General features: G+C 42.8%; 19 protein-coding genes and 2 pseudogenes. 14 read left to right on the plus strand and 7 right to left on the minus strand.

The window, feature by feature from the left end:
• The 4 genes and pseudogenes from EWV60_RS10525 to EWV60_RS23215 form a co-directional block, all read left to right on the plus strand.
• Positions 1 to 402: pseudogene (locus EWV60_RS10525) on the plus strand (transposase); the annotation flags it as partial.
• 21 nt (positions 403 to 423) lie between these two features.
• Positions 424 to 579, plus strand: a complete 156-nt coding sequence (locus tag EWV60_RS23210; protein WP_353734392.1) for a hypothetical protein — start codon at positions 424 to 426, stop codon at positions 577 to 579.
• A gap of 36 nt (positions 580 to 615) precedes the next feature.
• The gene (locus tag EWV60_RS10530) at positions 616 to 1,023 is read left to right on the plus strand and encodes a hypothetical protein (RefSeq protein ID WP_353734393.1); all 408 of its coding nucleotides are present in this window, start codon (positions 616 to 618) and stop codon (positions 1,021 to 1,023) included.
• A 171-nt stretch (positions 1,024 to 1,194) separates the two neighbouring features.
• Positions 1,195 to 6,402 carry a beta strand repeat-containing protein gene (locus tag EWV60_RS23215; RefSeq protein ID WP_353734394.1) on the plus strand — a complete coding sequence of 1,736 codons (5,208 nt, stop codon included), beginning with the start codon at positions 1,195 to 1,197 and terminating at the stop codon, positions 6,400 to 6,402.
• Between the two features lie 353 nt (positions 6,403 to 6,755).
• Here EWV60_RS23215 and tumA read toward each other — a convergent pair whose 3' ends face one another.
• Positions 6,756 to 6,986: an antitoxin TumA gene (gene tumA / locus EWV60_RS10545; RefSeq protein ID WP_002771674.1), complete on the minus strand. Its 231-nt coding sequence runs from the start codon at positions 6,984 to 6,986 to the stop codon at positions 6,756 to 6,758.
• A gap of 621 nt (positions 6,987 to 7,607) precedes the next feature.
• Here tumA and EWV60_RS10550 point away from each other — a divergent pair.
• Both EWV60_RS10550 and EWV60_RS10555 read left to right on the plus strand, forming a co-directional pair.
• Complete coding sequence (locus EWV60_RS10550) at positions 7,608 to 10,724, plus strand: TIGR03032 family protein (protein ID WP_287232230.1); 3,117 nt, start codon at positions 7,608 to 7,610, stop codon at positions 10,722 to 10,724.
• A 403-nt stretch (positions 10,725 to 11,127) separates the two neighbouring features.
• Positions 11,128 to 11,403 (plus strand): annotated as a pseudogene (locus tag EWV60_RS10555) (carotenoid oxygenase family protein); the annotation flags it as partial.
• Here the strand turns inward: EWV60_RS10555 and EWV60_RS10560 are convergent.
• Entirely contained in the window at positions 11,400 to 13,121 is a 1,722-nt protein-coding gene (locus EWV60_RS10560) for an ArnT family glycosyltransferase (RefSeq protein ID WP_287232231.1), read from the minus strand. The pseudogene EWV60_RS10555 and the gene EWV60_RS10560 sit on opposite strands and share 4 nt — an antisense overlap.
• 3 nt (positions 13,122 to 13,124) lie before the next feature.
• The gene (locus EWV60_RS10565) at positions 13,125 to 14,012 is read right to left on the minus strand and encodes a glutaminase (RefSeq protein ID WP_287232232.1); all 888 of its coding nucleotides are present in this window, start codon (positions 14,010 to 14,012) and stop codon (positions 13,125 to 13,127) included.
• 11 nt (positions 14,013 to 14,023) lie between these two features.
• Between EWV60_RS10565 and EWV60_RS10570 the strand changes: the two genes are divergently transcribed.
• On the plus strand, positions 14,024 to 15,244 hold the full coding sequence (locus tag EWV60_RS10570) for a molybdopterin molybdotransferase MoeA (RefSeq protein ID WP_287232233.1): 1,221 nt from the start codon (positions 14,024 to 14,026) through the stop codon (positions 15,242 to 15,244).
• A gap of 117 nt (positions 15,245 to 15,361) precedes the next feature.
• Here the strand turns inward: EWV60_RS10570 and EWV60_RS10575 are convergent, their stop codons facing one another.
• Positions 15,362 to 15,505, minus strand: coding sequence for a hypothetical protein (locus tag EWV60_RS10575; RefSeq protein ID WP_002743075.1), 144 nt, complete (start codon positions 15,503 to 15,505; stop codon positions 15,362 to 15,364).
• Positions 15,506 to 15,642: 137 nt separating this feature from the next.
• On the minus strand, positions 15,643 to 16,047 hold the full coding sequence (locus EWV60_RS10580) for an IS66 family transposase (protein WP_042790823.1): 405 nt from the start codon (positions 16,045 to 16,047) through the stop codon (positions 15,643 to 15,645).
• Between the two features lie 202 nt (positions 16,048 to 16,249).
• Here EWV60_RS10580 and EWV60_RS10585 point away from each other — a divergent pair, with 202 nt between their 5' ends.
• On the plus strand, positions 16,250 to 16,960 hold the full coding sequence (locus EWV60_RS10585; protein WP_002737246.1) for a response regulator transcription factor: 711 nt from the start codon (positions 16,250 to 16,252) through the stop codon (positions 16,958 to 16,960).
• 523 nt (positions 16,961 to 17,483) lie between these two features.
• Positions 17,484 to 20,711, plus strand: coding sequence for a DNA topoisomerase (ATP-hydrolyzing) subunit B (gene gyrB / locus EWV60_RS10590; RefSeq protein WP_002736160.1), 3,228 nt, complete (start codon positions 17,484 to 17,486; stop codon positions 20,709 to 20,711).
• 196 nt (positions 20,712 to 20,907) lie between these two features.
• Here the strand turns inward: gyrB and EWV60_RS10595 are convergent, their stop codons facing one another.
• Together EWV60_RS10595 and EWV60_RS10600 are read right to left on the minus strand one after the other, a co-directional pair.
• A complete protein-coding gene (locus EWV60_RS10595; protein WP_002743085.1) occupies positions 20,908 to 21,237 on the minus strand; it encodes a BrnT family toxin in 330 nt (109 codons plus the stop codon).
• A 21-nt stretch (positions 21,238 to 21,258) separates the two neighbouring features.
• Positions 21,259 to 21,795, minus strand: a complete 537-nt coding sequence (locus EWV60_RS10600) for a deoxycytidylate deaminase (protein ID WP_002743086.1) — start codon at positions 21,793 to 21,795, stop codon at positions 21,259 to 21,261.
• A gap of 592 nt (positions 21,796 to 22,387) precedes the next feature.
• On the opposite strand from EWV60_RS10600, the gene EWV60_RS10605 reads away from it, so the two are divergent.
• The 5 genes from EWV60_RS10605 (at position 22,388) to EWV60_RS10625 (ending at position 26,446) form a co-directional block, all read left to right on the plus strand.
• Complete coding sequence (locus tag EWV60_RS10605) at positions 22,388 to 23,116, plus strand: energy-coupling factor ABC transporter permease (RefSeq protein WP_287232234.1); 729 nt, start codon at positions 22,388 to 22,390, stop codon at positions 23,114 to 23,116.
• 28 nt (positions 23,117 to 23,144) lie between these two features.
• Entirely contained in the window at positions 23,145 to 23,468 is a 324-nt protein-coding gene (locus EWV60_RS10610) for a PDGLE domain-containing protein (protein WP_194033152.1), read from the plus strand.
• 111 nt (positions 23,469 to 23,579) lie between these two features.
• Positions 23,580 to 24,353, plus strand: a complete 774-nt coding sequence (gene cbiQ, locus EWV60_RS10615) for a cobalt ECF transporter T component CbiQ (protein ID WP_194033151.1) — start codon at positions 23,580 to 23,582, stop codon at positions 24,351 to 24,353.
• 14 nt (positions 24,354 to 24,367) lie between these two features.
• Positions 24,368 to 25,144: an energy-coupling factor ABC transporter ATP-binding protein gene (locus tag EWV60_RS10620; protein ID WP_194033150.1), complete on the plus strand. Its 777-nt coding sequence runs from the start codon at positions 24,368 to 24,370 to the stop codon at positions 25,142 to 25,144.
• A gap of 111 nt (positions 25,145 to 25,255) precedes the next feature.
• The gene (locus EWV60_RS10625) at positions 25,256 to 26,446 is read left to right on the plus strand and encodes a HEAT repeat domain-containing protein (protein WP_287232235.1); all 1,191 of its coding nucleotides are present in this window, start codon (positions 25,256 to 25,258) and stop codon (positions 26,444 to 26,446) included.
• Positions 26,447 to 26,636 lie beyond the last annotated feature (190 nt).

The raw sequence follows: 26,636 nt of genomic DNA on the forward strand, positions 1-26,636 counted from the left end.
AAGTGGAAGTTAATCAGGGGATTGTATGAAAAGGAGTTCGAGAGAGAACAGATAATTAAACTGTTTGAAATCATCGACAATATGATGACTTTATCCCCTGAATTGCAGTCAAGTTTAGAGAGTAAAATCAAACAATTTGAGGAGGAAAGAACCATGCCTTTAATGAGTAATATGGAGTTACGAGGAATGGAACGCGGTAAGGAAATTGGTAAGGAAATTGGAGCGTTAGAAAATGCTCGTAACTATGTTAAAACGGTGCTGAAAATGCGATTGGGTGACATTCCAATAGAAATTGAGCAAGCTGTTGATAAAATTTCTGTATTATCGATTTTAGACGAGTTACTGAAATCGGCATTAACCGTTAATTCTTTTGATGAGTTGCATCAACTTTTAGAACAATAGTCTCAGTAATTTTCTTCTCCAATGAACCCAGCAACTGCCAATTATGATGAACCTTGGAAAGAAGCATTAAGCGAGTATTTTGAAGCGTTTTTATACTTCTTTTTTCCTGAAGTTCACCAATTAATCAGTTATCAGTTATCAGTTATCAGTTATCAGTTATCAGTTATCAGTGACTAATTGGAAGCAAGTAGCAATCCCTTTGCTATAATCGTCATGGCACACCTGAAAACAAAAGCGACTACTGGGAAGCTGCCACAACGGGAACAGTGGAAGTGGAAGTTAATCAGGGGATTGTATGAAAAGGAGTTCGAGAGGGAACAGATAATTAAACTGTTTGAAATCATCGACAATATGATGACTTTATCCCCTGAATTACAGTCAAGTTTAGAGAGTAAAATTAAACAATTTGAGGAGGAAAAAACCATGCCTTTAATGAGTAATATGGAGTTACGAGGAATGGAACGCGGTAAGGAAATTGGCAAGGAAATTGGTAAGGAAATTGGCGCGTTAGAAAATGCTCGTGATTTTGTCAAAACAGTTTTGCAAGCTCGCTTAGGTGAAGTTCCTTTAGATGTGGAACAATACCTGAATAAAGTTTCGGTACTATCTACCAGAATTTAAGCAGTCTTTCGCAAGAATCCAATCCTAGAACTTCTTTAGAAAACGGGTTTCTGCAAACGCCTATTTAGAAACCCGTTTTCTTGTATAAATGTTAATTTTTGTCATAGCACCCTTGAAAGATTGGCGATTTTTTGCATAAAATAGCACCAGTCGTCTTTTGCGTTCAATGTCATGACTTCTACCCTGTTGCCGAGCCTTCCTGCTGTTTACGATATTTTGTTCGATTTCGCTCAATCTGATGACTTTTGGGCAAATTTAGAAACTGCTTTTGGCACAAACTATGATGTGGTTAAAGCGACGCAATTACGACAGCAGTGGCAAAGTCGAGATTTTAGTCAACTTCCCCCTATTACAGTTAAAAACCTTGGCAATTCAGGGATTTTCGGCGCATATTCCAGCAGTATTAATAAGATTTATATCTCTCAAACCCTGATTGATTCGGGGGACGCTACCACCCTCAGCGCGGTGTTATTAGAAGAAATTGGGCATTTTATCGACGCGCAAATCAACAGCAGCGATACCCCGGGGGATGAGGGGCAGTTATTTTCGGCGCTGGTGCGGGGAGAAAGCCTGACGGAGGCGGAAATCGCGGCGATACGAGAGGAAAATGACGCGGCGACTATTACCGTTGATGGGCAAGCGATTAGTGTGGAAATGGCCTTTGGTACCCCTACTAACTTTACCGTGGGGATTATTCCCATTTCCGTGACGGTAGGGGACTTCAACGGCGACGGCAAATCCGATTTGGCTGTGGCGAACGATTTCAGCAGCACCGTCTCAGTGCTATTAGGAACCGGTACAGGCAGTTTTGGCACCGCCACTGACTTTTCCGTGGGGAGTCGTCCCTTTTCCGTGACGGTAGGAGACTTCAACGGCGACGGCAAATCCGATTTGGCTGTGGCGAACCGTGGTGGCAACAACGTCTCAGTGCTATTGGGAACCGGCACGGGCAGTTTTGGCACTGCCACCAACTTTTCCGTGGGGGCTGGTCCCTATTCCGTGACGGTAGGGGACTTCAACGGCGACGGCAAATTGGATTTGGCTGTGGCGAACTTGAACAGCAACAACGTCTCAGTGCTATTAGGAACCGGCACGGGCAGTTTCGGCACCGCCACCAACTTTTCCGTGGGTAGTTTTCCCCGTTCCGTGACAGTAGGGGACTTCAACGGCGACGGCAAATCTGACTTGGCTGTGGCGAACGCTAACAGCAGCTACGTCTCAGTGTTATTAGGAACCGGCACGGGCAGTTTTGGCACCGCCACTAACTTTTCCGTGGGGATTACTCCCGGTTCCGTAACAATAGGGGACTTCAACGGCGACGGCAAATCCGATTTGGCAACGGCGAACTATTTGGGCAACAGCGTATCGGTGCTATTAGGAACCGGCACGGGTAGTTTCGGACCCGCCACTAACTTTTCCGTGGGGAGTCGTCCCACTTCCGTGACGGTAGGAGACTTCAACGGCGATGGCAAATCCGATTTGGCTACGGGGAACGTTGGCAACAACGTATCAGTGCTATTAGGAACCGGTACAGGCAGTTTTGGCACCGCCACTGACTTTTCCGTGGGGAGTCGTCCCTTTTCCGTGACGGTAGGAGACTTCAACGGCGATGGCAAATCTGACTTGACAACGGCGAACTTTAACAGCAACAACGTCTCAGTCATCCTCAATACCACCCCCAAAATCACCATCGCCCCCGGCACCAACCCGGTAGAAGGGGGAACCGTCGGCACCTTTATCATCAGCCTAGACACCCCCGCGCCCACGGGTGGGATAGTGGTCAACTTCAACACCACCGGCACTACCGCCACCATTCTCGCCGACTATTCCCTCACTGCTGGCACAAATATCACCGCAGTAACCGCCAACACCTTCACCATCGCCGCCGGAGCCACCACCGCTACCCTCAACGTGGTCGCCGTATCCGATGCGGTAAGTGACCCCAACGAAACCGTCAAAGTCAACCTGACATCGGGGGGAGACTACATCCTCGGTGCTAACTCTAGCGCCAGCTTTAATCCTGCTACTAACTTTTCCGTGGGGAATCGTCCCACTTCCGTGACGGTAGGGGACTTCAACGGCGACGGCAAATCCGATTTGGCTGTGGCGAACTATAATGGCAGCAACGTCTCAGTGCTATTAGGAACCGGCACGGGCAGTTTTGGACCCGCCACCAACTTTTCCGTGGGGATGGCGAGTTATCCCAATTCCGTGACGGTAGGGGACTTCAACGGTGACGGCAAATCCGATTTGGCTGTGGCGAACGTTAACAGCAGCAACGTCTCAGCGCTATTAGGAACCGGCACGGGCAGTTTTGGTACTGCCACTAACTTTTCCGTGGGTAGTTTTCCCCGTTCCGTGACAGTAGGGGACTTCAACGGCGACGGCAAATCCGATTTGGCTACGGCGAACATTTTCGGCAACAACGTCTCAGTGCTATTAGGAACTGGCACGGGCAGTTTTGGACCCGCCACTAACTTTTCTGTGGGGATTAATCCCCTTTCCGTGACGGTAGGGGACTTCAACGGCGACGGCAAATCCGATTTGGCAACGGCGAACGCTGGTAGCAACAACGTATCGGTGCTATTAGGAACCGGCACGGGCAGTTTTGGCACGCCCACTAACTTTTCCGTGGGGGCTGTTCCCTATTCCGTGACCGTAGGGGACTTCAACGGCGACGGCAAATCTGACTTGGCTGTGACGAACCGTGACAACAACAACGTCTCAGTGCTATTGGGAACCGGCACGGGCAGTTTTGGCACGCCCACTAACTTTTCCGTGGGGAGTCAACCCCTTTCCGTGACGGTAGGGGACTTCAACGGCGACGGCCAATCCGATTTGGCTGTGGCGAACCGCAACGGCTACAACGTCTCAGTGCTATTAGGAACCGGCACGGGCAGTTTTGGCACTGCCACCAACTTTTCCGTGGGGATTAGTCCCTTTTCTGTGACGGTAGGGGACTTCAACGGCGACGGCCAATCCGACTTGGCAACAGCGAACCGATACGGCAACAACGTCTCAATCTTCCTCAATGCCGACCCCACCCCCACCACCGCCACCGTTACCATTACCGATGTTTCTCAACCCCCGATTTCTCTTACTATCAACGATGTCACCGTTACCGAAGGCAATAGCGGCACCACTAACGCGGTCTTTACCGTGAGCCTTTCTAGTGCTGCCAGTACCGTTGTGAGCGTCGATTATGCCACCGCTAACGGTACAGCCACCGCCGGAACCGATTACACTGCTATTCCTACCACCACCTTAACCTTCAATCCGGGAGAAACTTCTAAAACGATTACAGTTCCAGTTAATGGCGATAACCAAGTTGAACTCAATGAGACATTTTTCCTCAATCTCAGCAATTTACAAGCCAATGGCAGTAACGTCACCCTAGCTGATAATCAAGGTCAGGGAACGATTAATAACGATGACAGCGCATCGATTGCGATTACTGATGTCACAATTACCGAAGGAAATAGCGGGACAACTAATGCAGTATTTACTGTCACTCTTTCTAATGCAGTTGATACAGCAGTAACGGTTAATTACGCCACCGCAGACGGTACAGCTACGACAACAGATAACGATTATACGGCGATTGCTGCTACTCCCTTAATCTTCAATGCTGGTGAGACTTCTAAGACGATTACTGTTGCTGTCAATGGCGATACTAAAGTCGAAAGTAACGAGACTTTCTTCGTTAATCTGAGTAATTTACAAACCAATGGTCGTAACGTCACCTTAGCCGATAATCAGGGACAGGGAACAATTCTCAATGACGATACCAGTGTGACTCTTGCGGTTTCTCCTAGTAGTGTTACTGAAGACGGGACAAGTAATCTCATCTACATCTTCACTCGTACCGGAGTAACAAGTAATGCTTTAACGGTTAACTATAGTATTGGTGGGACAGCAACCAACGGAACCGATTACACTTCTATCCCCACCAGTGTCACCTTTGCTGCTAATTCTACAACTGCGACTGTAACAGTTGACCCGACTGCTGATACTACTGTTGAAGCGGATGAAACCGTCGCTTTAACCCTCACTGCGGGGACTGATTATACGATAGGTACGACTACTCCAGTTACGGGGACAATTACGAATGATGATCTCATACTTCCTAGTATTACTCTTGCGATTTCTCCTAGTAGTGTTACTGAAGACGGGACAAGTAATCTCATCTATATCTTCATTCGTACAGGAGATACAACTAACCCCTTAACTGTTAACTATAGTATTGGTGGGACAGCAACCAACGGAACCGATTACACTTTGCTTCCTACCAGTGTCACCTTCGAGGCTAATTCTGCGATTGCTACCGTAACCGTTGATTCCACTGCTGACACAATAGTAGAAAGTGATGAAACTGTCATTTTAACCCTCGCTGCGGGGACAGGTTATACAGTAGGTACTCCTAACGCAGCCACGGGGACAATTACCAATGATGATACCAGTGTCACCTCGCAACTCTCCATCAACGACATCACCGTAGTGGAAGGTAAAGATAATAATGCCATCCTCACCGTCACGGTTGATAATCCCAATCCGCAACCAATTACCTTCAACTATACCACTGCACCCATTAACGCTACCGCCAATGTAGATTACACTAGCAAAACCGGAACTATCACCATTGCACCTAATACTTCCACCGCTACTATTAGCATTCCCATCCTCAATGATAACCTCAATGAACCTGATGAAGTCTTCACCGTCACCCTCTCCAATCCGGTTAATGCTACCGTTAATCCCGACGAAGCAATTGGACAGGTAATTATTACTGACACCCTACAAAGCGCAATTACTCGCACCTTACCCAACAATGTGGAAAACCTCAGACTAATTGGCACTAATAATATTAATGGTACAGGTAACGCTGGTAACAATAAAATCACCGGAAATAGTGGCAATAATCAAATCAATGGACGTGCGGGAATTGATACCTTAACCGGTGGTTTAGGTGCAGATACTTTCATCTTCCAATTTGGCCAATCTACCATATCAACAAGCGATCGTATCACAGATTTTGCCATCAATAGTGATAAAATTGACTTATTAACTCAAGGTGGAACTGCCACGAGTGCGCCTAGTAGTTTCAGTCGTGCTGCTAATAGCACTGTCACCACTTTACAGAATTTAGTCAATCAGGTATTTACTGATGCCAATGGAGCCACTACAGGTAATCAAGAATTAGCGGTTAATAGTGCCGCCTTAGTGCAAGTAACAACTGGTGCGATCGCTGGAACTTACCTCGTTATTAATGATAGCACAGATGGCTTCCAATCCAGCAATGATTTATTAATAAATATCACCGGATTTACTGGTACTTTACCTGCTTTAGGGAGCATTCCAGTGGGTAATTTCTTTGTTTAATTAAGTAGGCGTAGGGGGCGTTAGGCGGCTATCAATTCCGTCAAAAAACCAAAATTAACAAGCCGCCGTAACGCACCACCTCTATCATTAAATTGGTGCGTTACGCTATCGCGCTTCACACCCTACTGGCTGAGGACATCAATCATGGGAAGAGGTCGCAGTTGAAACAATCCAGTTTAAACAATCCAGTAGGGTGCGTATTTGCGGCTATCAATTCGGTCAAAAAACCAAAATTAACAATCCGCCGTAACGCACCACCTCTATCATTAAATTGGTGCGTTACGCTATCGCTAACACACCCTACTGGCTGCACAATTGCTTGCTCTACTTGATTGAGGTAATCAGATAAAAGTTTAAGCAGCATGATTTAATATTTGTTCTAATTCTTGACGCAAAGCAAGGTAATGACGATAATCGTTTGCCCATTCTATAAATATTATATCATCTGATAATGTTCCCTGATTGTATTGGTTATAAAAATCTTCGGAATCCATTTTATGTTGATTCTCATAAACGCTAAGTCGCTTGGCAACAGCAATCAAAGCATCTAAAGATGATGTATATTGAATGGTCTGTTTACGCATTTTTCTTTTACCCCAAAATAGGGTTTGCTGAATAAATTTGAAATGTAGGCAAAGTAAAGGTTTTGGGGCTTTTCTCGCGAAACAGGTGCAAGATTTTGAGAGAATCGTCGTTCAAAACCTTGCGTCTTCATCGGCCCGCGTCCTGTAGGGGCGAAGCATTCGGACAATAACCTATCGGTGAAAAGGTAGATTTTCTATCCATATTTTGATTATAAACGATCGCGCTCAAACAAAAACATAAATCGTAGTGGACTGACACACCTAATTTAGGTGTAGGGTGCGTTAGTCGGCTATCAATTCCGTCAAAAAACCAAAATTAACAAGCCGCCGTAACGCACCACCTCTATCATTAAATCGGTGCGTTACGCTATCGCGCTTCACACCCTACGATAAGTAGCTGGTTATAATTAAATTAAAAATGGATTTTAGGTTCGATCCCCCCTAGCCCCCCTTGATAAGGGGGGAAGCCGAAGGCGGGGGGATCCCCCTTGATAAGGGGGGTGCCGATCCCCCCTTAGTCCCCCCTTAATCCCCCCTTAATAAGGGGGGCATCTGATAATTTTTAACGCCTACCTACTTATGTAAAAATAAAATTTGCTTTAGATTTGGACTAGACAACCGATGAATCAATCAACTCCCAATACTAATCAATCTATTCCCGTAGAGATAATTGCTTCCCGTAATTTCATTGATTGGTTAGAGTCTCAGCAGATTAGTCTGGCTTTTACTACCTATCAAAGTTCTCGACTGATGTTTTTAGGAGTTAACCCCCACAGGGGGATGTCGGGATTTGAGCGGATATTTGACCGCGCCATGGGTTTATATACTACCCCAGAAAGGATTTATCTTAGTTCCCGCTATCAAATCTGGCAACTAGATAATGTGCTATCATCCGAACAGCTTTATAATGGTTACGATAAACTTTATATCCCCCGCATTAGTTATACTACTGGGGATTTAGATATTCACGATTTGGCAATAGAAAATCTCTCTGAAAGAATTATATTTATCAGTACGATGTTAAATTGTCTGGCGACAGTCAGCGATCGCCATAGTTGTATTCCCCTATGGAAACCATCGTTTATTTCCGCTTTAGTCAATGAAGATCGTTGTCATCTCAATGGTTTAGCTTTGGTAGATGGGAAGGCACGTTATGTTACCGCTTGTAGTCAATCAGATGTGGTGGATGGGTGGAGAGACAGAAGACAAACTGGCGGTTGTGTCATTGATATTCAGTCTAATGAAGTAATTGCTACTGGTTTATCTATGCCTCATTCTCCCCGATTTTATCAGGGTAAGTTATGGTTATTAAATGCGGGTACGGGTTACTTTGGTTATATTGATCAAGACAAAGGCATTTTTGAGCCTGTTACTTTTTGTCCTGGTTTTCTGCGCGGTTTAGCATTTGTCGGAAATTATGCCATTGTTGGATTATCTAAAAGTCGTGGGGGAGATAAGACTTTTTCGGGGTTAATCTTAGATGATAATTTAATGGCTAAAGAAGCAGATCCTCGCTGTGGTCTGCTAATTATTGACTTGAAAACAGGTGAAGTTGTTCACTGGATACGTTTAGAAGGTGAAGTGACTGAACTTTATGATATACAAGTCTTAGAAGGAGTTAAACGTCCCCAAGCTTTAGGATTCCAAAATGATGACATCAGTAAAATTATTACTCTTGATCCTATTTCTCCTTTAGTTGGAGGAAATATAGCAAATAATCAGCCTGATACTTCCCCAGCAGATACCCTTTATCAGCAAGCATACACCTTGCAAAAACAGCTTAAGCTTGAAGAAGCGATCGCTCTCTATCAACAATTAATTAATCAATCTCCCCAATATGCAGCCGCTTGGCATCAGTTGGGGGTGATCATGGATAGTTTAGGACAAATTGATCAAGCTATTTTGGCTTATAAGCAAGCTTTATTGATTAATCCTAATTATGCAGAAAGCCACAATAATTTAGGAATAATAGCAGTTAGCAAGGGAGATTTAGACGAGGCGATTATTTGCTTTAACCAAGCTATTCGTAGCAATCAAAACTATGCTTTTGCTGATAATAATTTAGGTTTAGTCTTACAAATGCAGGATAAGTTAGGGGATGCTGTGGTCAATTTTCAAGAAGCAATCAGGAAAAACCCTAATTATCCAGAAGCACACTTTAATTTAGGAAATGTGTTACAACTACAGGGAAAAATTGAAGAAGCGATCGCTTATTTCCAAACAGCAATTAAGCTTAATCCTAAATACATTAAAGCTTACAATAGTTTAGCTTTAGCGTTAGGAAGACAGGACAAAGTAGAAGCAGCTATGAGCGTATTTAAGCAAGCTTTAGCCATTCAATCTAATTCCCCAGAGGCTTTTGCTTGCTTATTTTCTATGAAGGAAATGACTTGTAATTGGGACACAAGAGAAGCTGATTTAATTCAACTTTGGCAATTAACAGAAAAACAGTTACAAGAGAGAAAAACTACCGCAGTAACTCCCTTTGATAGCTTATATAAACCTTGGTCTGCTACTCAACAGTTAAAAGTAGCTTCTAACTATGCTCAAGAAATTAAAAGACAATTAGCATTGATTACTAAACCCCTCAACTTTAACCATTCCCGCACCCGATCTGGACGATTAAAAATAGGTTATTTATGCCATGATTTTCGTAATCATCCTACCAGTCATTTGATGCAAAGTGTCTTTGGTTTACATGATCGCAATAACTTTGAAATAATTGCCTATTCCTATGGTCCTGATGATGGTAGTGAGTATCGTCATCGCATTGCTAATGATTGCGATCGCTTTTATGATATTGCTACTTTATCAATTACGGAGTCTGCACAACGGATTTTTCATGATGGGGTGCATATTTTAGTTGATTTGATGGGATATATTGATAAGGCACGGACACAAATATTGGCTTTAAAACCGGCACCGATTCAAGTTAATTATTTGGTTTATCCGGGGACAATGGGAGCAGATTTTATCGACTATATTATTGGTGATGCCATAGTTACACCACCAGAGTCTGCTGATAATTTTACCGAAAAATTGGTAATTTTACCGGATAGTTATCAGGCTAATGATTATCAACAAATTATATCATCTAAACCTGTTACTCGTTCCCATTATGGTCTTCCTGAATCGGGTTTTGTCTTTTGTTGTTTCAACCATACCTATAAAATTGAGCCGCAAATATTCACTGTATGGATGCAAATTTTGGCCAATGTTCCCGGTAGTGTATTATGGTTATTTTCGAGAGTAGCTGAAGCTGAAGCAAATCTACGTCGGGAAGCAAAAGCGCGAGGAATTGAAGGCGATCGCTTAATTTTTGCCCATCTCGAACCTAAGTCGGAACATTTGGCGCGGCATCAACTAGCTGATTTATTTCTTGATACTTTATACTATAATGCTCATACGACTGGGAGTGATGCTTTATGGGCAGGTTTACCGATTATAACTTGTCCAGGTGCAACTTTTCCTTCCCGTGTTGGTGCTAGTTTACTGACAGCTATTGGCCTACCTGAATTAATTACTAAGAATTTAGAGGAGTATAAAAATTTAGCGATTAATTTAGCAAAATCTCCTGATAAATTGCACGAAATTAAACAGAAACTAGCACAAAATCGTCTTACTTATCCGTTATTTGAGACCCTTCGTTTTACCCGCAATTTAGAAAAAGCTTATCGGACAATGTGGGATATTTATGCTGCGGGAAAATCACCAGAGATGATCAGGATAGCCAATTGATCACTGGAATTATCAGGGTAAACGCATCTTAACAATCCTTGACAAAATGAACTTTATGTGAGTTGCTTACCCAGAGTGCGATTTAGGCATATTCAAGGAGAATTTGGGCTCTTCGTTACTTGGTATGGTTCGATAGGGGGGCATAAATCGACTAAATCCTTATCTGGCAAGGGATTTAATTGATTAGTTCGCTCTAGATCGAAAATAATTGACAAAAATCGCTAAAACCGAAGAGCCAGAATTTGCCATCTCAATTGTTAAGCAAAAATCGACCCATTTGGTCGATTTCGTAACTATTCTAATTGACTGGTATCACTTGAAATGCTCACACAGCAAGCGGATCACAAAATTGGCCAATTGTCAATAGCGTTTGATATGCTCTCACCCTGTACTTAAGAACTCTAATCACTCCACGGGTAAGTTAACTATTGCTTATCTAGAAAATAACTGTTATGGAAGTGAACCGATTTTTGTCTGCGATGGTTTATCTCCAGAAACGGAATGGTTAATCGTCGTGGTTTACGACGGCAATAATCACAGCAGCCAAGGGAGAATCTATGATAGTCAGCAGTTAGAAAAAGAACCCCTTTGCTGTCTGCAATTACCCAGTGTTATCCCTCCCATTTTTCATGGTACTTGGCAAGAAAAATCAGAAAAAGTATTGGTGAACAGTTTCTAGTTTTTACCAAAAATATTGGCTGCGTCTTGAGAGGAAATCTTGAAAATTAGGTAACTATAAGCAAGATGATCAATAGGTTGACGACTAGAACGCAGCCAGTAAAAATGGTTAGAATCGGTGGTAATACCGATTAATTGATTAGCTTCTATCACCAGTAAATTAATCGGATTATCGAGAGAAACCTGTGAGGGTGCAACTTTTTGATTCTCGATGACTAAATTAAGTTTATTATCTCCGTCATAACGAATAAAGAGAGCGTTGGGATGTTTTTGGAGATAGTCTTGCAGATAATTTTTATTTTGTCCCCAATCTAAATTAGAATCGACCAGAACTTGATAGCTCATTTTGCGATCAATAACTAATTCGTTAAAATAGGAAATATAATGGGGAAAATAGGAGAGATTGGAAATTAGTAAGTAAAGGGTCAGGACAATAATTAAAATGCGATAGGGTCTTTTATAAGCTGGCCAACCGGTAACAATCCGACTAGCAAAGACAAATAAAAAGGGGAAAATCATTAAAATATATCTAATACCTATTTGAGCAGTGTTAAAACTCATTAAGATGAAATATAATAGACTGGGAATAATCAAAAAAGCTTCATTCTGCCAAAAATTTAACTGTTTTCTCCAGAGAAATAAACTGATAAATCCCAACCAGATAAATATTTGGGTAGCTATCGGTACTTTATAGAGAAAAGTGATCAGAAAATATTGGGGAAATCCCTTAATTTTAAATCCTTGTACTGGATCAACTATAAATCCTAACTGTCCCAAAAGATAGGGCATTCCACTACCAAAACCTGTTTCTTGTTTATACTTACCGAAGTCTAATGCTTGCAAATAAGCAGCGGGAATAGGAATCGACAAAGATTTTAAGACAGGATAGGTTTGCAGTTGCTTAAAACTATGACTGAGAAATTGATAATTCTGCAATTGAGTGCCACTTCTCTCAAAAGAATAACCAATATTTATGATTAATATTGTTGATAAAATCAGAGCTAGTATATAGAAGATACTGCGCTTAATTACCCGTTGAATTACGGGAATATTTTTGGTTTGAATAGATTGAATAATTTCCCGATGGTAAAAACCAAGACCTAAAATTATATAAATGGGAACTAAATAAATGGCTGTTAAGCGGCAAATCTGGGCAATTCCAAAAGTTAATATACTTAAAACCAGATTTTTTCTGCTACCAAATCTTAGGAAAAACCAGAAATAGTAAATGGCAATAAAAATTGAAGCTGCTCCGAATAAATCTTGAGTAATTATCCGTGAATTTCCGATAATATTAGGATCGAGAACATAGAGAATTAAGGCTAAAAATCCTGCTAACACTCCATAGAGTTGTTTTGACCAGATAAAAACATATATGGCTAAAATTACTGAGATAATAATCGTAGCAAACCGTCCAAAAAACTTATTTTCTAAGTTTATATCTTTAGAGATAGGAAAAATATTTTGTATTGTTTGATCAACTAGGGGATGCAGTGCTGAAGCTGGCATAATATTGCGATGGTAAATATCTTCATCGCCCCGTTTCGCTGCCGTACCTCTGAGAATTTCTACTCCACTTTCATAATGATAACCTTCATCATAGTTGAGGGATTCTGGTAGGGGAAAAAATAAACTGGTGACGCATAAAGCCATAAATATCAGCAAGATAATTACTAAATAGAATCGGTGTTTTTTTGAAAAGTTCAATCTTGTTTTCATGGCTTAAATTTCCTTGAAAAAATTACTTAATTTTGTTAATAAATCCAGACCTAAAACTGAATTACCTTGCTCATTTAACAGAGGACTATAACAAGCAATAACTCCCTCGTCTGACAGAATAGATAATAAAGCTCCACTAACTCCCGATTTAGTGGGAAAACCCACCTCAATAGCAAATTTTTCGGAAGCTTCATAGAGTCCACAATTAGTCATAATTTCTAGAATAATTTTGCCAAAAGGAGCAGCTAAAATTAACTTACCTAAATTAGTAAGATCGGCAATTTTTCCAGATAAACAACAGATTCGATTGTAGGTTTCCAGAGCTAAGTAACGATGACTGATATAACCATTTTTTTCTAATTCTAAGCTTAGAGCTTGATTGTGAACATTAGGATAAGAGTGAACAGACTCAAGCACAGAGCGATCAAGAAATAATTGACAATTACCCATTTTATTTAACCATAAAAGCAAATTTTCACAGCGAGATTCTGGCGTTTCCCCTCCTAATAAATCCGCCAAAGCGATCGCACCACTGTTAATCAGAGGATTACGGGGAAAACCGCTATCCTCTTGCAGTTGAGTTAAAGAATTAAAAGGATAACTAGAAGCTTGTTTTCCCACGCGACGAAAAACAGCATCTTCCCCTAAATGGTTTAAAAGATATAATAACAAAAAAGGTTTAATCACACTCATCAAAGGAAAAGTTACAGTTTCATCTCCCCAAGACAAAATCTCCCCCTCAAAACAGTGAATCTGAAGAGCGAAAACCTCGGGATTAACTCGGTTCAAAACCGGTATATAATAGGGAGTCTGACCCTTCCTATCCAATAAATGCACTTCCCCAATCCAAGCTTGTATATCTTCCACCCTTAATCTAGCTAATCGGTTCATTTTTTTAATCCATGTACTCAGTCAAAGAAGCAGAATCTATAATTTTAACTCAAATTCAACCCCAAAAGCAAACAGAAAAAGTTTCTCTAGAGGCAGCTTTTGGGCGCATTTTAGCCGAAGATATCAGCAGTGATTTAGACTTTCCCTATTGGGATAATTCCGCAATGGATGGCTATGCTGTCCGTTACGAAGATGTTAAAGACACTAACCCAGAAAATCCCGTTACTCTAAAGATTATCGCCGAAATTCCCGCCGGCAAAGTCCCCGAAAAAATTATTCAACCGGGAGAAACAGCCCGAATATTTACAGGAGCGATGTTACCCGCCGGCAGTGATACGATTATTATGCAGGAAAATACTCAACAAAAAGGGGAGCGGGTGGCGATTCTTATCCCTCCCGAAAAAATAGGTCTTTTCGTGCGTCAACGCGGCACATTCTATCAAGCAGGAAATGCCTTATTAAAAGCCGGTATTGCCCTTAATTCTCCAGAAATAGCAGTTTTAGCCACGGCACAAGCTACCGAATTAACAGTTTTTTCCCGTCCGAAAGTGGCAATTTTCTCCACGGGAGATGAATTAATTAATCCCGATGAAACCCTCCAAAAAGGTCAAATTATTGACTCAAATCGCTACGCTTTAACGGCATTTATCACCAGTTTAGGGGCAATTCCTAGACCTTTAGGTATAATCAAAGATAATCCCGAACTTCTCAGAGAAACTATCAGAAAAGCCATTAATTCTAGTGCTATCGTCCTTTCCACCGGCGGTGTTTCCGTGGGAGATTACGATTATATTGAGGGAATTTTAGAGGAATTAGGGGGAAAAATTCTAATTCGCAGCGTTGCTATTCAACCGGGTAAACCCTTAACCTTTGCTACTTTTCCTAACGGTTGTATTTACTTTGGTATCCCCGGTAATCCCGTCTCTGCTTTAGTTTCCTGTTGGCGCTTCGTACAAATGGCCATTAAAAAATTATCAGGATTGACAGATTATCAGAACAAATTTCTGCGAGTTATCACCCGCGATACTCTCAAATCTAAGGGACAAAGAGAAGTTTATCTCTGGGGAAAAATAGAAATTATCGAGGGAGTCTATCAATTTCAACTCGCTTCTGGACAACACAATTCAGCTAATTTAATTAATTTAGCGGGTACTAATGCTTTGGTCATAATTCCCCAGGGTAAAACTACTATACAAGCAGGAGAAACAGTAGAAGTTATGATAGTTTACTAAAAAAATACCTAACCAAATTTTTGGCTAGGTAGCTGGTTATAATTAAATTGAAGATAGATTTTGGGTTCGATCTCCCGTATCCCCTCAATATATCGGGGTCAGGAGTTATTCTGGTATTCATGAACAAGCAAGGTGATTGAGAGAAGACTGCTCACGAATAATAGTTGCCAAAGAGGGAATATTACCAAGTTGAGAAATGCGGTCACGAACATACTCAAAAAAGCTGATTCCTAATTTCCGAGTAGTAGCAACAAGGGACATAAAAGTATCCCAAGCCTGAGTCCCCTGTCAGAGTTTGAGTAGCATAAGGGACTTGCGTAGGAATAATATCCCAGCCAGAAAATCGCTCTGTAGAAGAACCAGACCAGCCAGATGGCACATTATCAAAGCGCAAGTCCCTAACTAATATTACGTCGCTGCACCATCGTCCTAGCAGCTAACTCCGCCGGATTATTATGCAAGGGCAATTCGGGATGCTCTAAGACTAAAAGCAACTCCGAAATTTTCAGCAGTGTTAATTGTTTTTGCTCATTCAACTGTTGATAACCGCTTTGAGTATCGAAAAGTTTCCAAAACTCAGATCGGAGTTTTGCTGCCATCTGTTGACTGGGTGCATCTTTGTAAGCCAGCAAGTCTCGGTAGTAATCCCAGAAATCATCCAGCAATTGATCAAGAGCTTTTTGGTGACAAGCAACATAAGGAGTCAACTTCTTATAATGTCGTTCCTCATGTACCCAACACAAAGTAATATTATCAGTCAGTAATTTGAATTGGGGAGCATGATCACAGACCAGAGTTTGCACTACTGGCCAATCAGTTTGCTGATGATAGAAAGCAATCGCTGCTGCTTCAACTTGATTAACAATCGTCCTCGAAAATGTCTTGACTATCAGACCCCGAATGAGGTATTCTATAAAGGTAGATCAGATAGTGATGCAATTCAGACTTGAATCGGCCCTTAATATGTTAAAATCTGCCTAGATATTTGTAAACTTTTTCCCTTGTATGGATATCGTTATTATCGAAGATGAAATTGAAATCGCCCATTTGATTCAGCAAACTTTAGAGCGGGAGTCCTTTACTTGTCATCTGGCTTATAATGGTAGGGTAGGACTAGAACTATTTTATCAAAAGCAACCAGACTTAGTTATTTTAGATTTAATGTTACCGGAATTAGACGGACTGGAATTGTGTGCTAGAATTCGCCAAAAACCGGGGACAAAAGACCCCTATATTTTAATGTTAACCGCTAGGGGAGAAGAAATTGATCGCATTATCGGTCTATCTACGGGAGCCGATGATTATATGGTCAAACCCTTTAGTCCCCGGGAATTAACCGCTCGCGTAAGAGCCTTATTAAGACGTAGTTTAAGACACGATAGTCAACCCCAGCAACTCCATCGCAGCCGTCATTTTATTATCGACTTAGATCAACATTCTGCTCTTCGTAAATTGGAGGGAATGCCAGAGGAAACCCTCGATTTAACCACCTTAGAATTTAATCTACTCGCTACCTTTGTCAGTTATCCCAATCGCGTCTGGAGTCGCACCCAATTAATCGATAATCTCTGGGGAAATGATTTTTTTGGCGATGAAAGGGTAGTAGATACCCATATCCGACGCTTACGCAAAAAAGTAGAACCCGATCCTGCTAATCCTATCTTTATCAAAACTGTGGTCGGTGTCGGTTATAAATTTGAGGATGACATTATTTAGGGTCTGCTGAAAAAGTTTTTCCTGGGGGCAGGGTGTGGGGTGTGGGGTGTGGGGTTTTACTGGTTTTGAGGGGGTCAATTACCTAATTTTCAGGGAAAAAGTCCAGGAATTTTTCCCCCGATCACTCCCAGAACCATTACTTTTTGATGGCCAAAAGGTCTAAAAGTCTTACCCAACAAGGTTTTTAGATTTATTCAGCCAACCCTATTTAAAGACTATTGATCAGTAATTGGCAGTGATCAGGAGTCAGCATTCAGGAGACAGGAGACAGGAGATAGGGATTTAGGGATTTAGGGGTTTTGGGGTTTTGGGGTTTTAGTTCAATTTCCCCACTTCTCCACTTCCCCACTTCCCCACACCCCAACCCCACACCCCACTTCCCCACCCCCCACACCCCAACCCTAATAAAAAATTCTCTCTAAAGGCATTTAAGCAGTCTTTAACCCTTATGTGCTACAATTTTTGAAGATTTTGCCATTCATTTAGGTTCAATCAGGGATCACAGCCTTTTTAGGGAAATTTTATGACAAGTAACTACGGCGCGGAACAGATACAAGTTCTCGAAGGGTTAGAACCAGTCAGGAAGCGGCCGGGGATGTATATCGGTACGACCGGGCCGCGGGGACTACATCATTTAGTCTATGAAGTGGTGGACAACTCGATCGATGAGGCCCTAGCGGGTTACTGTACTCATATCGAAGTGGATATCAAGGCCGATGGTTCCGTCAGCGTCACTGACGATGGCCGGGGTATTCCCACCGATGTCCACCCCACCACGGGTAAATCTGCCCTCGAAACCGTTCTCACTATACTTCATGCCGGCGGTAAATTTGGCAGTGGTGGCTATAAAGTGTCGGGAGGGTTACACGGAGTCGGGATTTCCGTCGTTAATGCCCTTTCTGCATGGGTCGATGTGACAGTCTGGCGCGATCATAAAGTACATACCCAACGCTACGAAAGAGGTATCCCCGTCACAGAATTGGTCAGCAGTCCCAGTCAAGAGGAAAAAACGGGAACTAGGGTTAATTTCCTGCCGGATACCGAAATTTTTAGCCAAGGCATCGAATTTGATTACAGTACCCTCTCCGGACGTTTACGAGAACTAGCCTACTTAAATGCTGGTGTTAAAATCACCTTTAGCGATTACCGTCCCGAAGAACCCCACATCGAAACCTATTGTTATGAGGGGGGTATTAAAGAATACGTCGCCTATATGTGTCGGGAAAAAGAAACCCTGCACAAAGATATTATCTATGTATCGGGGGAAAAGACGGGAATTAATATCGAAGTGGCTTTTCAGTGGTGTATAGATGCCTATAGCGACAATATTCTCGGTTTTGCTAATAACATCCGCACCATTGACGGGGGAACTCATCTAGAAGGATTAAAGGCAGTTCTGACTCGTACTTTAAATAATGTCGCTCGTAAACGCAATAAAATTAAAGAAAACGAGCCTAATCTAGCGGGGGAAAACGTCCGCGAGGGTTTAACCGCCGTTATTTCCGTAAAAGTCCCCGAACCGGAATTCGAGGGCCAAACCAAGACCAAATTAGGTAACACCGAAGTCCGGGGTATCGTCGATTCGCTGGTGGGGGAAACTCTCAACGAATACCTAGAACAAAATCCCCAAGTGGCCGACACGATTATCGAAAAAGCAGTACAAGCGTACAAAGCGGCGGAAGCAGCCCGACGGGCCCGGGACTTAGTACGACGGAAATCGGTCTTGGAATCCTCACCTTTACCGGGTAAATTGGCTGATTGTAGCGAAAGAGACCCGGAAAAGTCAGAAATTTACATCGTCGAAGGTGACAGCGCCGGCGGTTGTTTTCATGGTGATACAGAAATCGCCCTTGTCGATGGACGCAACCTCAGTTTTAAACAGCTAGTGACCGAACAAGCCCAAGGAAAGGAACATTTTTGTTATACCATTCGCGACAATGGCACGATCGGGGTTGAACGAGTTATTAATGCCCGCATCACCAAAAAAGACGCAGAAGTAATTAAAATTACTCTCGATCATGGTGAAGCGATTATTTGTACTCCTGACCATCTTTTCCTGTTAAGAGATGGTAGCTATAAACCTGCTGCGGCTTTAACTCCAGAAGATGCTTTAATGCCTTTGTATCGGAAATTGTCCGATCTTCGTGACCCCGGAATCACCATTAACGGTTATGAAATGGTCTGGAATCCCGCTTCCGATTCTTGGTTGTTCACTCATGCGATCGCTGATTGGTATAATCGTTGGCAGGGAATTTATCAACTCGAAGATGGAGAACATTGTCATCACATAGACTTCAATAAACTGAACAATAATCCCTCCAATCTTCAAAGATTATCCATTCAGGATCATTTGGAATTACATCGTTATCACATTCAGAAAACTTTACATCGTCCTGAAGTGATCGAAAAATGTCGTCAACTTCGTCAGACTGATGAATTTCGCTTGATGATGAGTCAACGAATGTTAGAACCAGAAACAAGGCAAATTTTATCAGAACAAGCCAAAGCACAATGGGAAGTAGCAGCATATAAAGCCTACATGACCGAAAAATGGCGCACTTTCTACGATACGAATGAGGAATACCGCCGACACAATGCCGAACAACTTTATCAAGCACAACAGCAATATTGGAGTAACCAGACAAATCGCCAAGCACAAGCGGATAAAGTTCGTCAATACTTTATCGACCATCCTGAACAGCGTCAAGTTTATTCTGAAACTGCCAAACAACAATGGCAAAATCAGGATTTACTATCATGGCGACGGGAGAAAACTAAAGAACAATGGACAGGGGAATTTCGTTCAAAACGTCGTGATGCTTTGAATAAAACTTACTATCAAAAAACCCTAGCGACCTTAAAACAAATTGAGATCGAACGAGGTTATATTGATTTGGAAGCTTATCAAAAATATCGGCTTCAGACGCGGGATAAATCAATATTGCGATTTGATTCTTTCTGCGATCGCTACTTTGATGGTGATAAAAATAAAGCCTTAGAAGCGGTGGCTAATTACAATCATCGAGTTGTGGCGATCGAGCGATTAGAAACAAGATTCGATGTCTATGATATCGAGGTTCCTCATACCCATAACTTTGCCCTTGCTTCCGGCGTTTTCGTCCATAACAGTGCCAAACAGGGGCGCGATCGTCGTTTTCAAGCGATTCTACCTCTGCGGGGAAAAATCCTCAATATCGAAAAAACCGATGATGCTAAAATCTACAAAAATACGGAAATTCAATCCTTAATTACCGCCCTCGGTTTAGGAATTAAAGGAGAAGATTTCGACCCCTCACAATTGCGCTATCATCGCATTGTTTTAATGACTGACGCTGATGTGGATGGCGCCCACATCCGAACTTTGTTGTTAACTTTCTTCTATCGTTATCAGAAGAATTTAATTGATCAAGGTTATGTATATATCGCCTGTCCTCCTCTCTATAAATTGGAACGCGGTAAAAATCATTCCTACTGCTATAGCGATCGAGAATTACAGCAAAAGATAGCGGAATTTCCCTCCAATGCTAACTACACAATCCAACGTTTTAAAGGGTTAGGAGAAATGATGCCCCAACAACTTTGGGATACTACCATGAATCCCGAAACTCGCACTTTAAAACGGGTGGAAATCGAAGACGCAGCCAAAGCTGAGGAATTATTTACCATTCTTATGGGCGATCGAGTTGCCCCCCGGCGAGAATTTATCGAAACCCACGGACCGCGTTTAAATCTTACGGATTTGGACATTTAAACGGTAACTTTGGGCTGTGTTAGTCTAGGCTAATACAGCCCCCGATAAAATCCCTAAATCCAGTTACTAATCGGAGGGTTAGGGATTCAAGGAACCCGGGGCGCATTCCAGAACTTCATCGAAAAAATCAGCTGGCAGCGGGGGATTATCGGGGTCTTCTAGGGCGTTTTTGGCAATTTCCGCCTCACTCATCCCTTTAACTTTCTCCCAGTTCGTTTTGCCTTTCAACTTCGCCCACTGTTCGCGGGTGACTCTGGTAATATGTTCTTCGTTCACGGTTGTTGGCCCTCCTAGCACTAATTATTCGACGAACCGAGCCACGCCATGTATAAACCACCACCAAAACGATATTATCGATTGTACCCACTAGAATCACTCGAATTTCGCCGTAATTCTGACGGGTATCCACGCGCTCAATTATTGGACCCCTAAAAATCGCTTCCAGGTCGGCGAAATCTATGCCGTGTTTTTCTATATTAGCCTGACGCTTATTTTCATCCCACTCGAAAAGTTGCGGGGTCGTCATTGATGTCGCCGTTGAGGATAACTACCTGGGATCGATCGAAATGGGATTTAATAAAAATAAGGCCGCATGACTAGCCATTTCTTCCGATAAATAAATCTTTTTATACTTAATAATTCCCGTTTCTAGAAAAGAATCCCTTAAAATAGCTTTTGTCCCACTATTAAAGTCCGCTTCGTAAAAAACTTCCTTAATTCCCGAAGAAATAATTAGTTTTAAACAGGAAATACAGGGTTCTAAGGTAACATAGATACTAGCTCCTTGGGTAGAAATACCGTGTTTAGCCGCTTGAGCGATCGCATTAGCTTCAGCATGAATTGCCCGAGAGGGAATTTCTCCGGATTCTCGACAGGTTCCCAAACCGGGATAACAAAAACCCTGGGCAGTACAATGAACCGTTCCCGATGGGGAACCATTGTACCCCGTGGCTAAAACCTGCCGATCTTTGACAATTACCGCACCGACGGGAAAAGCTAAACAGGTGGATCTGGTGGCGGCTAATTTAGCGATCATTAAAAAGTATTCGTCCCAAGTCGGTCTTTTTTCTTCAGAGTTGATCACGGTTTCACACCAAGCTAGAAAAAGCGAAAAAGAGGGAGTTATCTCTGATAGCTTATCATTAGATGACCTCTAAACCAATTACAATTAAAGCATCACCCCCACCAGCAATCCCATGGCCAATAGCGACAAGTAAACCAGCTAGTACACCGAATCAAGCAACAGTTTTAAGCTGATTCATCTTTATTTATCTTAGGAAGTGGCAGGTAGAGGAGATGTGGGGGGGACATTTCAGTTATCAGTGATCAGTTTAGCTTAATGTTACTTAAAACTCAGTGGTTAATAGTCACCAGCCTCTTCTAACTGCTCACTGCTCACTGATTAATGCCTAGCATAAAAACGACAAAAAACTCGAAAGTTAATAATAATTTAAATAATTTGACTGCTTGAGAATAATTGAGATTTTGGCTAATAGCTAAACCCTGATGATCGGAAAAATAACAGAAATTCTTAAGAAGCTAAAGGGTTTAAATCCCCAGAGAGGGCATTGTAAAATGAAGCGGTTAGTTATCTACTAGAAGAGAGGACTTTTCCGTCCTAGCGACGCAATTCTATGGAAATCTTTAACCCAAATTGCCAAGGAGACTGAATTTTAATGTCTGTTAATTTTCTAGGGGTTGGTTTGTTTCACCCTCTCCTGACCCCTTATCTCGCCCTCCATATACCCGACGGCTTTTTGAGTCCATCGGTGAGTCTATTTACTTGGATAATTGCCGTCGTCCTGATTGGCTTTTCTCTCAAAAAAGTGCGCGGTCACTACGCTGAACGGGCTGTACCTTTGATGGGAGTTTGTGCCGCCTTTATTTTTGCCGCCCAGATGATTAATTTTCCCATTCCGGGGGGAACCTCCGGACATTTGTTAGGGGGGACTCTCGCGGGGGTTTTACTCGGTCCCTGGGCGGGTTCTCTGGTGATGGCGGTGGTTTTTATCGTGCAAGCTTTATTTTTTCAAGATGGTGGTTTAACGGTTTTAGGGGCTAATATCGTCAATATGGGTCTGATCGGGACGTTTGGCGGTTATTATCTCTATCTGGGGATTAGAAAAGCCTTCGGTTTTCATCGTTGGCGCAGTATGGCGATCGCTGTTGCCGTGGCTGCTTGGACAAGTGTGGTGGTGGCGGCGTTAGCTTGCGCCCTGCAATTGGCTTTATCGGGGACTGTACCGCCTTTAGTCGCCCTTGTGGCCATGTTATCTTGGCATATCCTTATCGGTATCGGGGAAGCGGTGATTACCGTTTTCGCTGTCGGTTATATCTGGCGAACCCGTCCCGATCTTCTCTACGATCCGCCCCATTCCGTTAATACTTTTGTTTCTCCTTCCTAAGCTTCTCGTCAATAAACCAATTAAGTCGATGAATATTCGCAGAAATAGCCAATTTTTTCTGATTGGCTTGGTATTATCCCTAATTATCGCCGTTTTTCTTTCTCCCTTTGCCAGTCCCGATCCCGACGGACTCGATCGAGTGGCGGAAGACTTGCAATTTAGCAAGAAAGAAGACCCTAACGCCCTCGGTAATCAATTACCCTCCGCCCGAATTTTTGATGGTTATGCCCTCAAAGGTGTTCCCGAAGGTGTGGCCACTCCCCTCGCCGGTTTTCTGGGAACTCTTGCCACTTTCGGCATCGCTTGGGGTATCGGTAAATTAATCATTCCAAAATCCCAAAATCAGGAATAAGTAGATAGGAGTCGAGAAGTGGGGTAGTGGGGTAGTGCGGCATTTGGCTGAAATTTCCCTAAATCCCTAAATACCTAAATAACTGATAACTGATAACTGATAACTGAATAAATGCTACACATTGCCACTTTTTCTCGCGAAAATGAGTGCCAAAATTGCGGTTTTTGGCAGAAACTTGCGCCCCATACCCGGGTTTTAGTCAGTCTTTTGTTAGTTTTTGCCACAGCCTTAACTCCGAATGGTAGCTGGGAAACTTGGGGGATTTACGGATTAGGATTAATTATTTTAATTCTGATCAGTCGGGTGACTATTCTTGTACTTTTACGAAGAGTAGCGATCGAATTTGTCTTTATCGGTGTGGTTTTATTGGGAACTCTTTTTCGTGATGGCGGCGAAATTCTTTGGTCTTGGGGATTTTTGCGGATAACTAGCGAGGGATTGCTGGTTTTAAGCAGTGTGGCCTTTAAAGCTTTTCTCTGTCTTTGTACGGTCAATATTCTGGTTTTAACCACAGCAATTCCCGACCTGTTGCAAGCATTAGTTACCCTGAAAACTCCCCCTTTATTGGTGGCAATTTTGGCTTCTATGTACCGTTATCTAGCTGTTTTGATCGCTGAATTTAATTCCATGCGAAGGGCAGCAATTGCGCGCAATTTAATGAGTAGTCCCCGATGGCAACGGCTGCTAGTGGGACACATGATCGGCGCTTTATTTGTCCGTACCTACGAACGTGGTGATCGCATTTATCAAGCCATGTTATCGAGGGGTTACACCGGTTCCTTGCCCTCTGTACAGGTTCCCCAAAGTAAGCTGAAAGATTATCTCGCTATAATTGCCATAGTAATTCTGATCCTCTGGGGTCAAATGGTACATCTACTCAGGTAAAAGTCTCGTTTTTCATGCACCATAACCCGATTTTTATTGAAAACCTAGTTTATACCTATCCTGACGGCACAGAAGCGTTAAAAGGTATTAATTTAGCCATTGAAGCTACGGAAAAGGTCGCTTTGGTCGGGGCCAATGGATCGGGAAAATCCACCTTATTACTGCATTTTAACGGTATTCTCCCGCCGCAAACGGGGAGAATCACCGTCGGTCCCTACGAAGTTAAACCGGAGAATTTAGAAAATATCCGCAATTTTGTCGGTTTAGTCTTCCAAAACCCCGACGATCAGCTATTTATGCCCACTGTCTGGGAAGATGTGACTTTTGGCCCGATGAATCAGGGAATTCGGGGAGAGGATTTAAACCATCGCTGTCATCATGCTTTACACGCGGTGGGATTGGATTCCCAGCATTACGGTAAGAGAAACAGTCAGAATCTATCGGGGGGTGAAAAAAAACGGGTGGCCATTGCGGGGGTTTTAGCCATGTTACCGCAGGTCTTAGTTTTTGATGAACCTAGCGCCCAACTGGACCCCCGGTCCCGTCGGCAATTAATACAACTGTTGGCCACTTTACCCCAAACCCAAGTGATCGCCACCCATGATCTCGATCTGGCTTTAGAACTATGCGATCGCACGGTGGTGTTAAGTCGTGGTCAGGTGGTGGGAGAGGGAGAAACCGCTAGGATTTTAAGTAATCGGGAATTTTTGGAACAACACGACTTGGAAACACCCCTTTGTTATAGTCGTCCCTACTGTGCGATCGCTGATGCGCCCTCTACTGATGTCTGATGCACAATTTGGAGATTTATTATCGGTTTCTTGCATTATGAGAGAGGACAAAAGCGAGAAAGTCTGACATTCTTGAGATAGGTAGCACGAAAATCGAGGCCATTTCTCACGATGCAAGCTCTGCTAGAAAAAGCTCAGATAGCGTTGAATAAAAAGGACTGGGAGACAGTAAACGCCAGCATACAGCGACTTTTAAACCAAAAAGATGCGATTGAATCGATTATTAACGATGAAATCCTCGATTTAGCCCTAGAAGCTTTACAAAAATGCGATTTTCAACAGCGATGGGAGATAGCGAAACTATTTCCTCAAATCGGTCAATCGGCGATCGCTCCTCTAATTGCCCTGTTAGAATCCGAGGAACAAGATGGGGAAATGCGCTGGTTTCTGGCGAGAATTCTCAGTCAATTTGACGATCGAGCCTGTATTCTCGCTCTCAGTCAATTATTGCAAAGATCGGAGGAGGAGGAACTCAGCCAAATGGCTGCGGCTGCTTTAGCTAATATCGGCAGTTCTGCCATCTCTAGTTTAGGACAATTACTGTCCGACTCTAATACCCGTTTTTTAGCCGTACAAGCTTTATCACAAATTCGCCGGCCGGAAATTATCGAACCGCTTTTAACTGTAGTTAAGGATCAATCTAGCGCCATTCGGTCGATGGCGATCGAAGCTTTAAGCAGTTTTCACCATCCCCAGATTACTGCGATTATCCTCGATGCTTTACAGGATCCGGCCATCGAGGTGCGACGGGAAGCAATTAAAGCTAGTAGTTACCTAGGGACGAATTATCCCCAAGCAGATTTACTTAACCATCTGCAACCGCTGTTATTCGATGTCCACCTCGAGATCTGTCAAGAAACGGCGATCGCTCTCGGTCGTATCGGCACAGCAACCTCAGCCAAAGCTTTAAATCCACTGCTGCAATCTTCCTTAACTCCCGATAGTTTAAAATTAACTGTAGTGCGAGCATTGGGCTGGATCGAGGATGGAGAAGCTTTAAATTACCTAGAAAAGGCTTTATATAGCGAAAATGTCCTAATTTGTCGGGAAATTATCGCTATTCTCGGCCGGCAAACCTGCCAGAAATTACGCCAACAAGCAGGGGAAATTCTCAGTAATTTTTATCACTCCCGTCCGGCGCTCTTCACTGATACGGGAGTTAAACAGTCTCTAGCGATCGCTTTAGGAGAATTAGAGCGGGATAATAAAAGTATTTTGCTGACTTTAGCAGCCGATGGGGAAGCAATCGTCCGTCTTCATGCTCTTAGCGCCCTGAAAAAGCTAGATTATGGGAATATCTAGCTAATTTACCGCTGCACAGATGTGGTGAATTTGTCAGTGATCCGCATCCATTTCCCCAAGGATAGCGTTTAATACCAATTCTCCAAAATGTGACTACAGATAGGCTAGAATATCATATTAGTAGAGTTAAAGGAAAAATATGGCAGGAGTTTATAAGATAGAAATATCTGAAAGTGAAGCAGAACTCAAG

The organism is Microcystis sp. Msp_OC_L_20101000_S702, assembly GCF_007095705.1.
GTDB classification, from domain to species: domain Bacteria; phylum Cyanobacteriota; class Cyanobacteriia; order Cyanobacteriales; family Microcystaceae; genus Microcystis; species Microcystis ichthyoblabe_A.

Coding starts and splice junctions, on each gene's coding strand:
- EWV60_RS23210 (WP_353734392.1), top strand. CDS start 424: ATGAACCCAGCAACTGCCAATTATGATGAACCTTGGAAAGAAGCATTA.
- EWV60_RS10530 (WP_353734393.1), top strand. CDS start 616: ATGGCACACCTGAAAACAAAAGCGACTACTGGGAAGCTGCCACAACGG.
- EWV60_RS23215 (WP_353734394.1), top strand. CDS start 1,195: ATGACTTCTACCCTGTTGCCGAGCCTTCCTGCTGTTTACGATATTTTG.
- tumA (WP_002771674.1), bottom strand. CDS start 6,986: ATGCGTAAACAGACCATTCAATATACATCATCTTTAGATGCTTTGATT.
- EWV60_RS10550 (WP_287232230.1), top strand. CDS start 7,608: ATGAATCAATCAACTCCCAATACTAATCAATCTATTCCCGTAGAGATA.
- EWV60_RS10560 (WP_287232231.1), bottom strand. CDS start 13,121: ATGAAAACAAGATTGAACTTTTCAAAAAAACACCGATTCTATTTAGTA.
- EWV60_RS10565 (WP_287232232.1), bottom strand. CDS start 14,012: ATGAACCGATTAGCTAGATTAAGGGTGGAAGATATACAAGCTTGGATT.
- EWV60_RS10570 (WP_287232233.1), top strand. CDS start 14,024: ATGTACTCAGTCAAAGAAGCAGAATCTATAATTTTAACTCAAATTCAA.
- EWV60_RS10575 (WP_002743075.1), bottom strand. CDS start 15,505: ATGTCCCTTGTTGCTACTACTCGGAAATTAGGAATCAGCTTTTTTGAG.
- EWV60_RS10585 (WP_002737246.1), top strand. CDS start 16,250: ATGGATATCGTTATTATCGAAGATGAAATTGAAATCGCCCATTTGATT.
- gyrB (WP_002736160.1), top strand. CDS start 17,484: ATGACAAGTAACTACGGCGCGGAACAGATACAAGTTCTCGAAGGGTTA.
- EWV60_RS10595 (WP_002743085.1), bottom strand. CDS start 21,237: ATGACGACCCCGCAACTTTTCGAGTGGGATGAAAATAAGCGTCAGGCT.
- EWV60_RS10605 (WP_287232234.1), top strand. CDS start 22,388: ATGTCTGTTAATTTTCTAGGGGTTGGTTTGTTTCACCCTCTCCTGACC.
- EWV60_RS10610 (WP_194033152.1), top strand. CDS start 23,145: ATGAATATTCGCAGAAATAGCCAATTTTTTCTGATTGGCTTGGTATTA.
- cbiQ (WP_194033151.1), top strand. CDS start 23,580: ATGCTACACATTGCCACTTTTTCTCGCGAAAATGAGTGCCAAAATTGC.
- EWV60_RS10620 (WP_194033150.1), top strand. CDS start 24,368: ATGCACCATAACCCGATTTTTATTGAAAACCTAGTTTATACCTATCCT.
- EWV60_RS10625 (WP_287232235.1), top strand. CDS start 25,256: ATGCAAGCTCTGCTAGAAAAAGCTCAGATAGCGTTGAATAAAAAGGAC.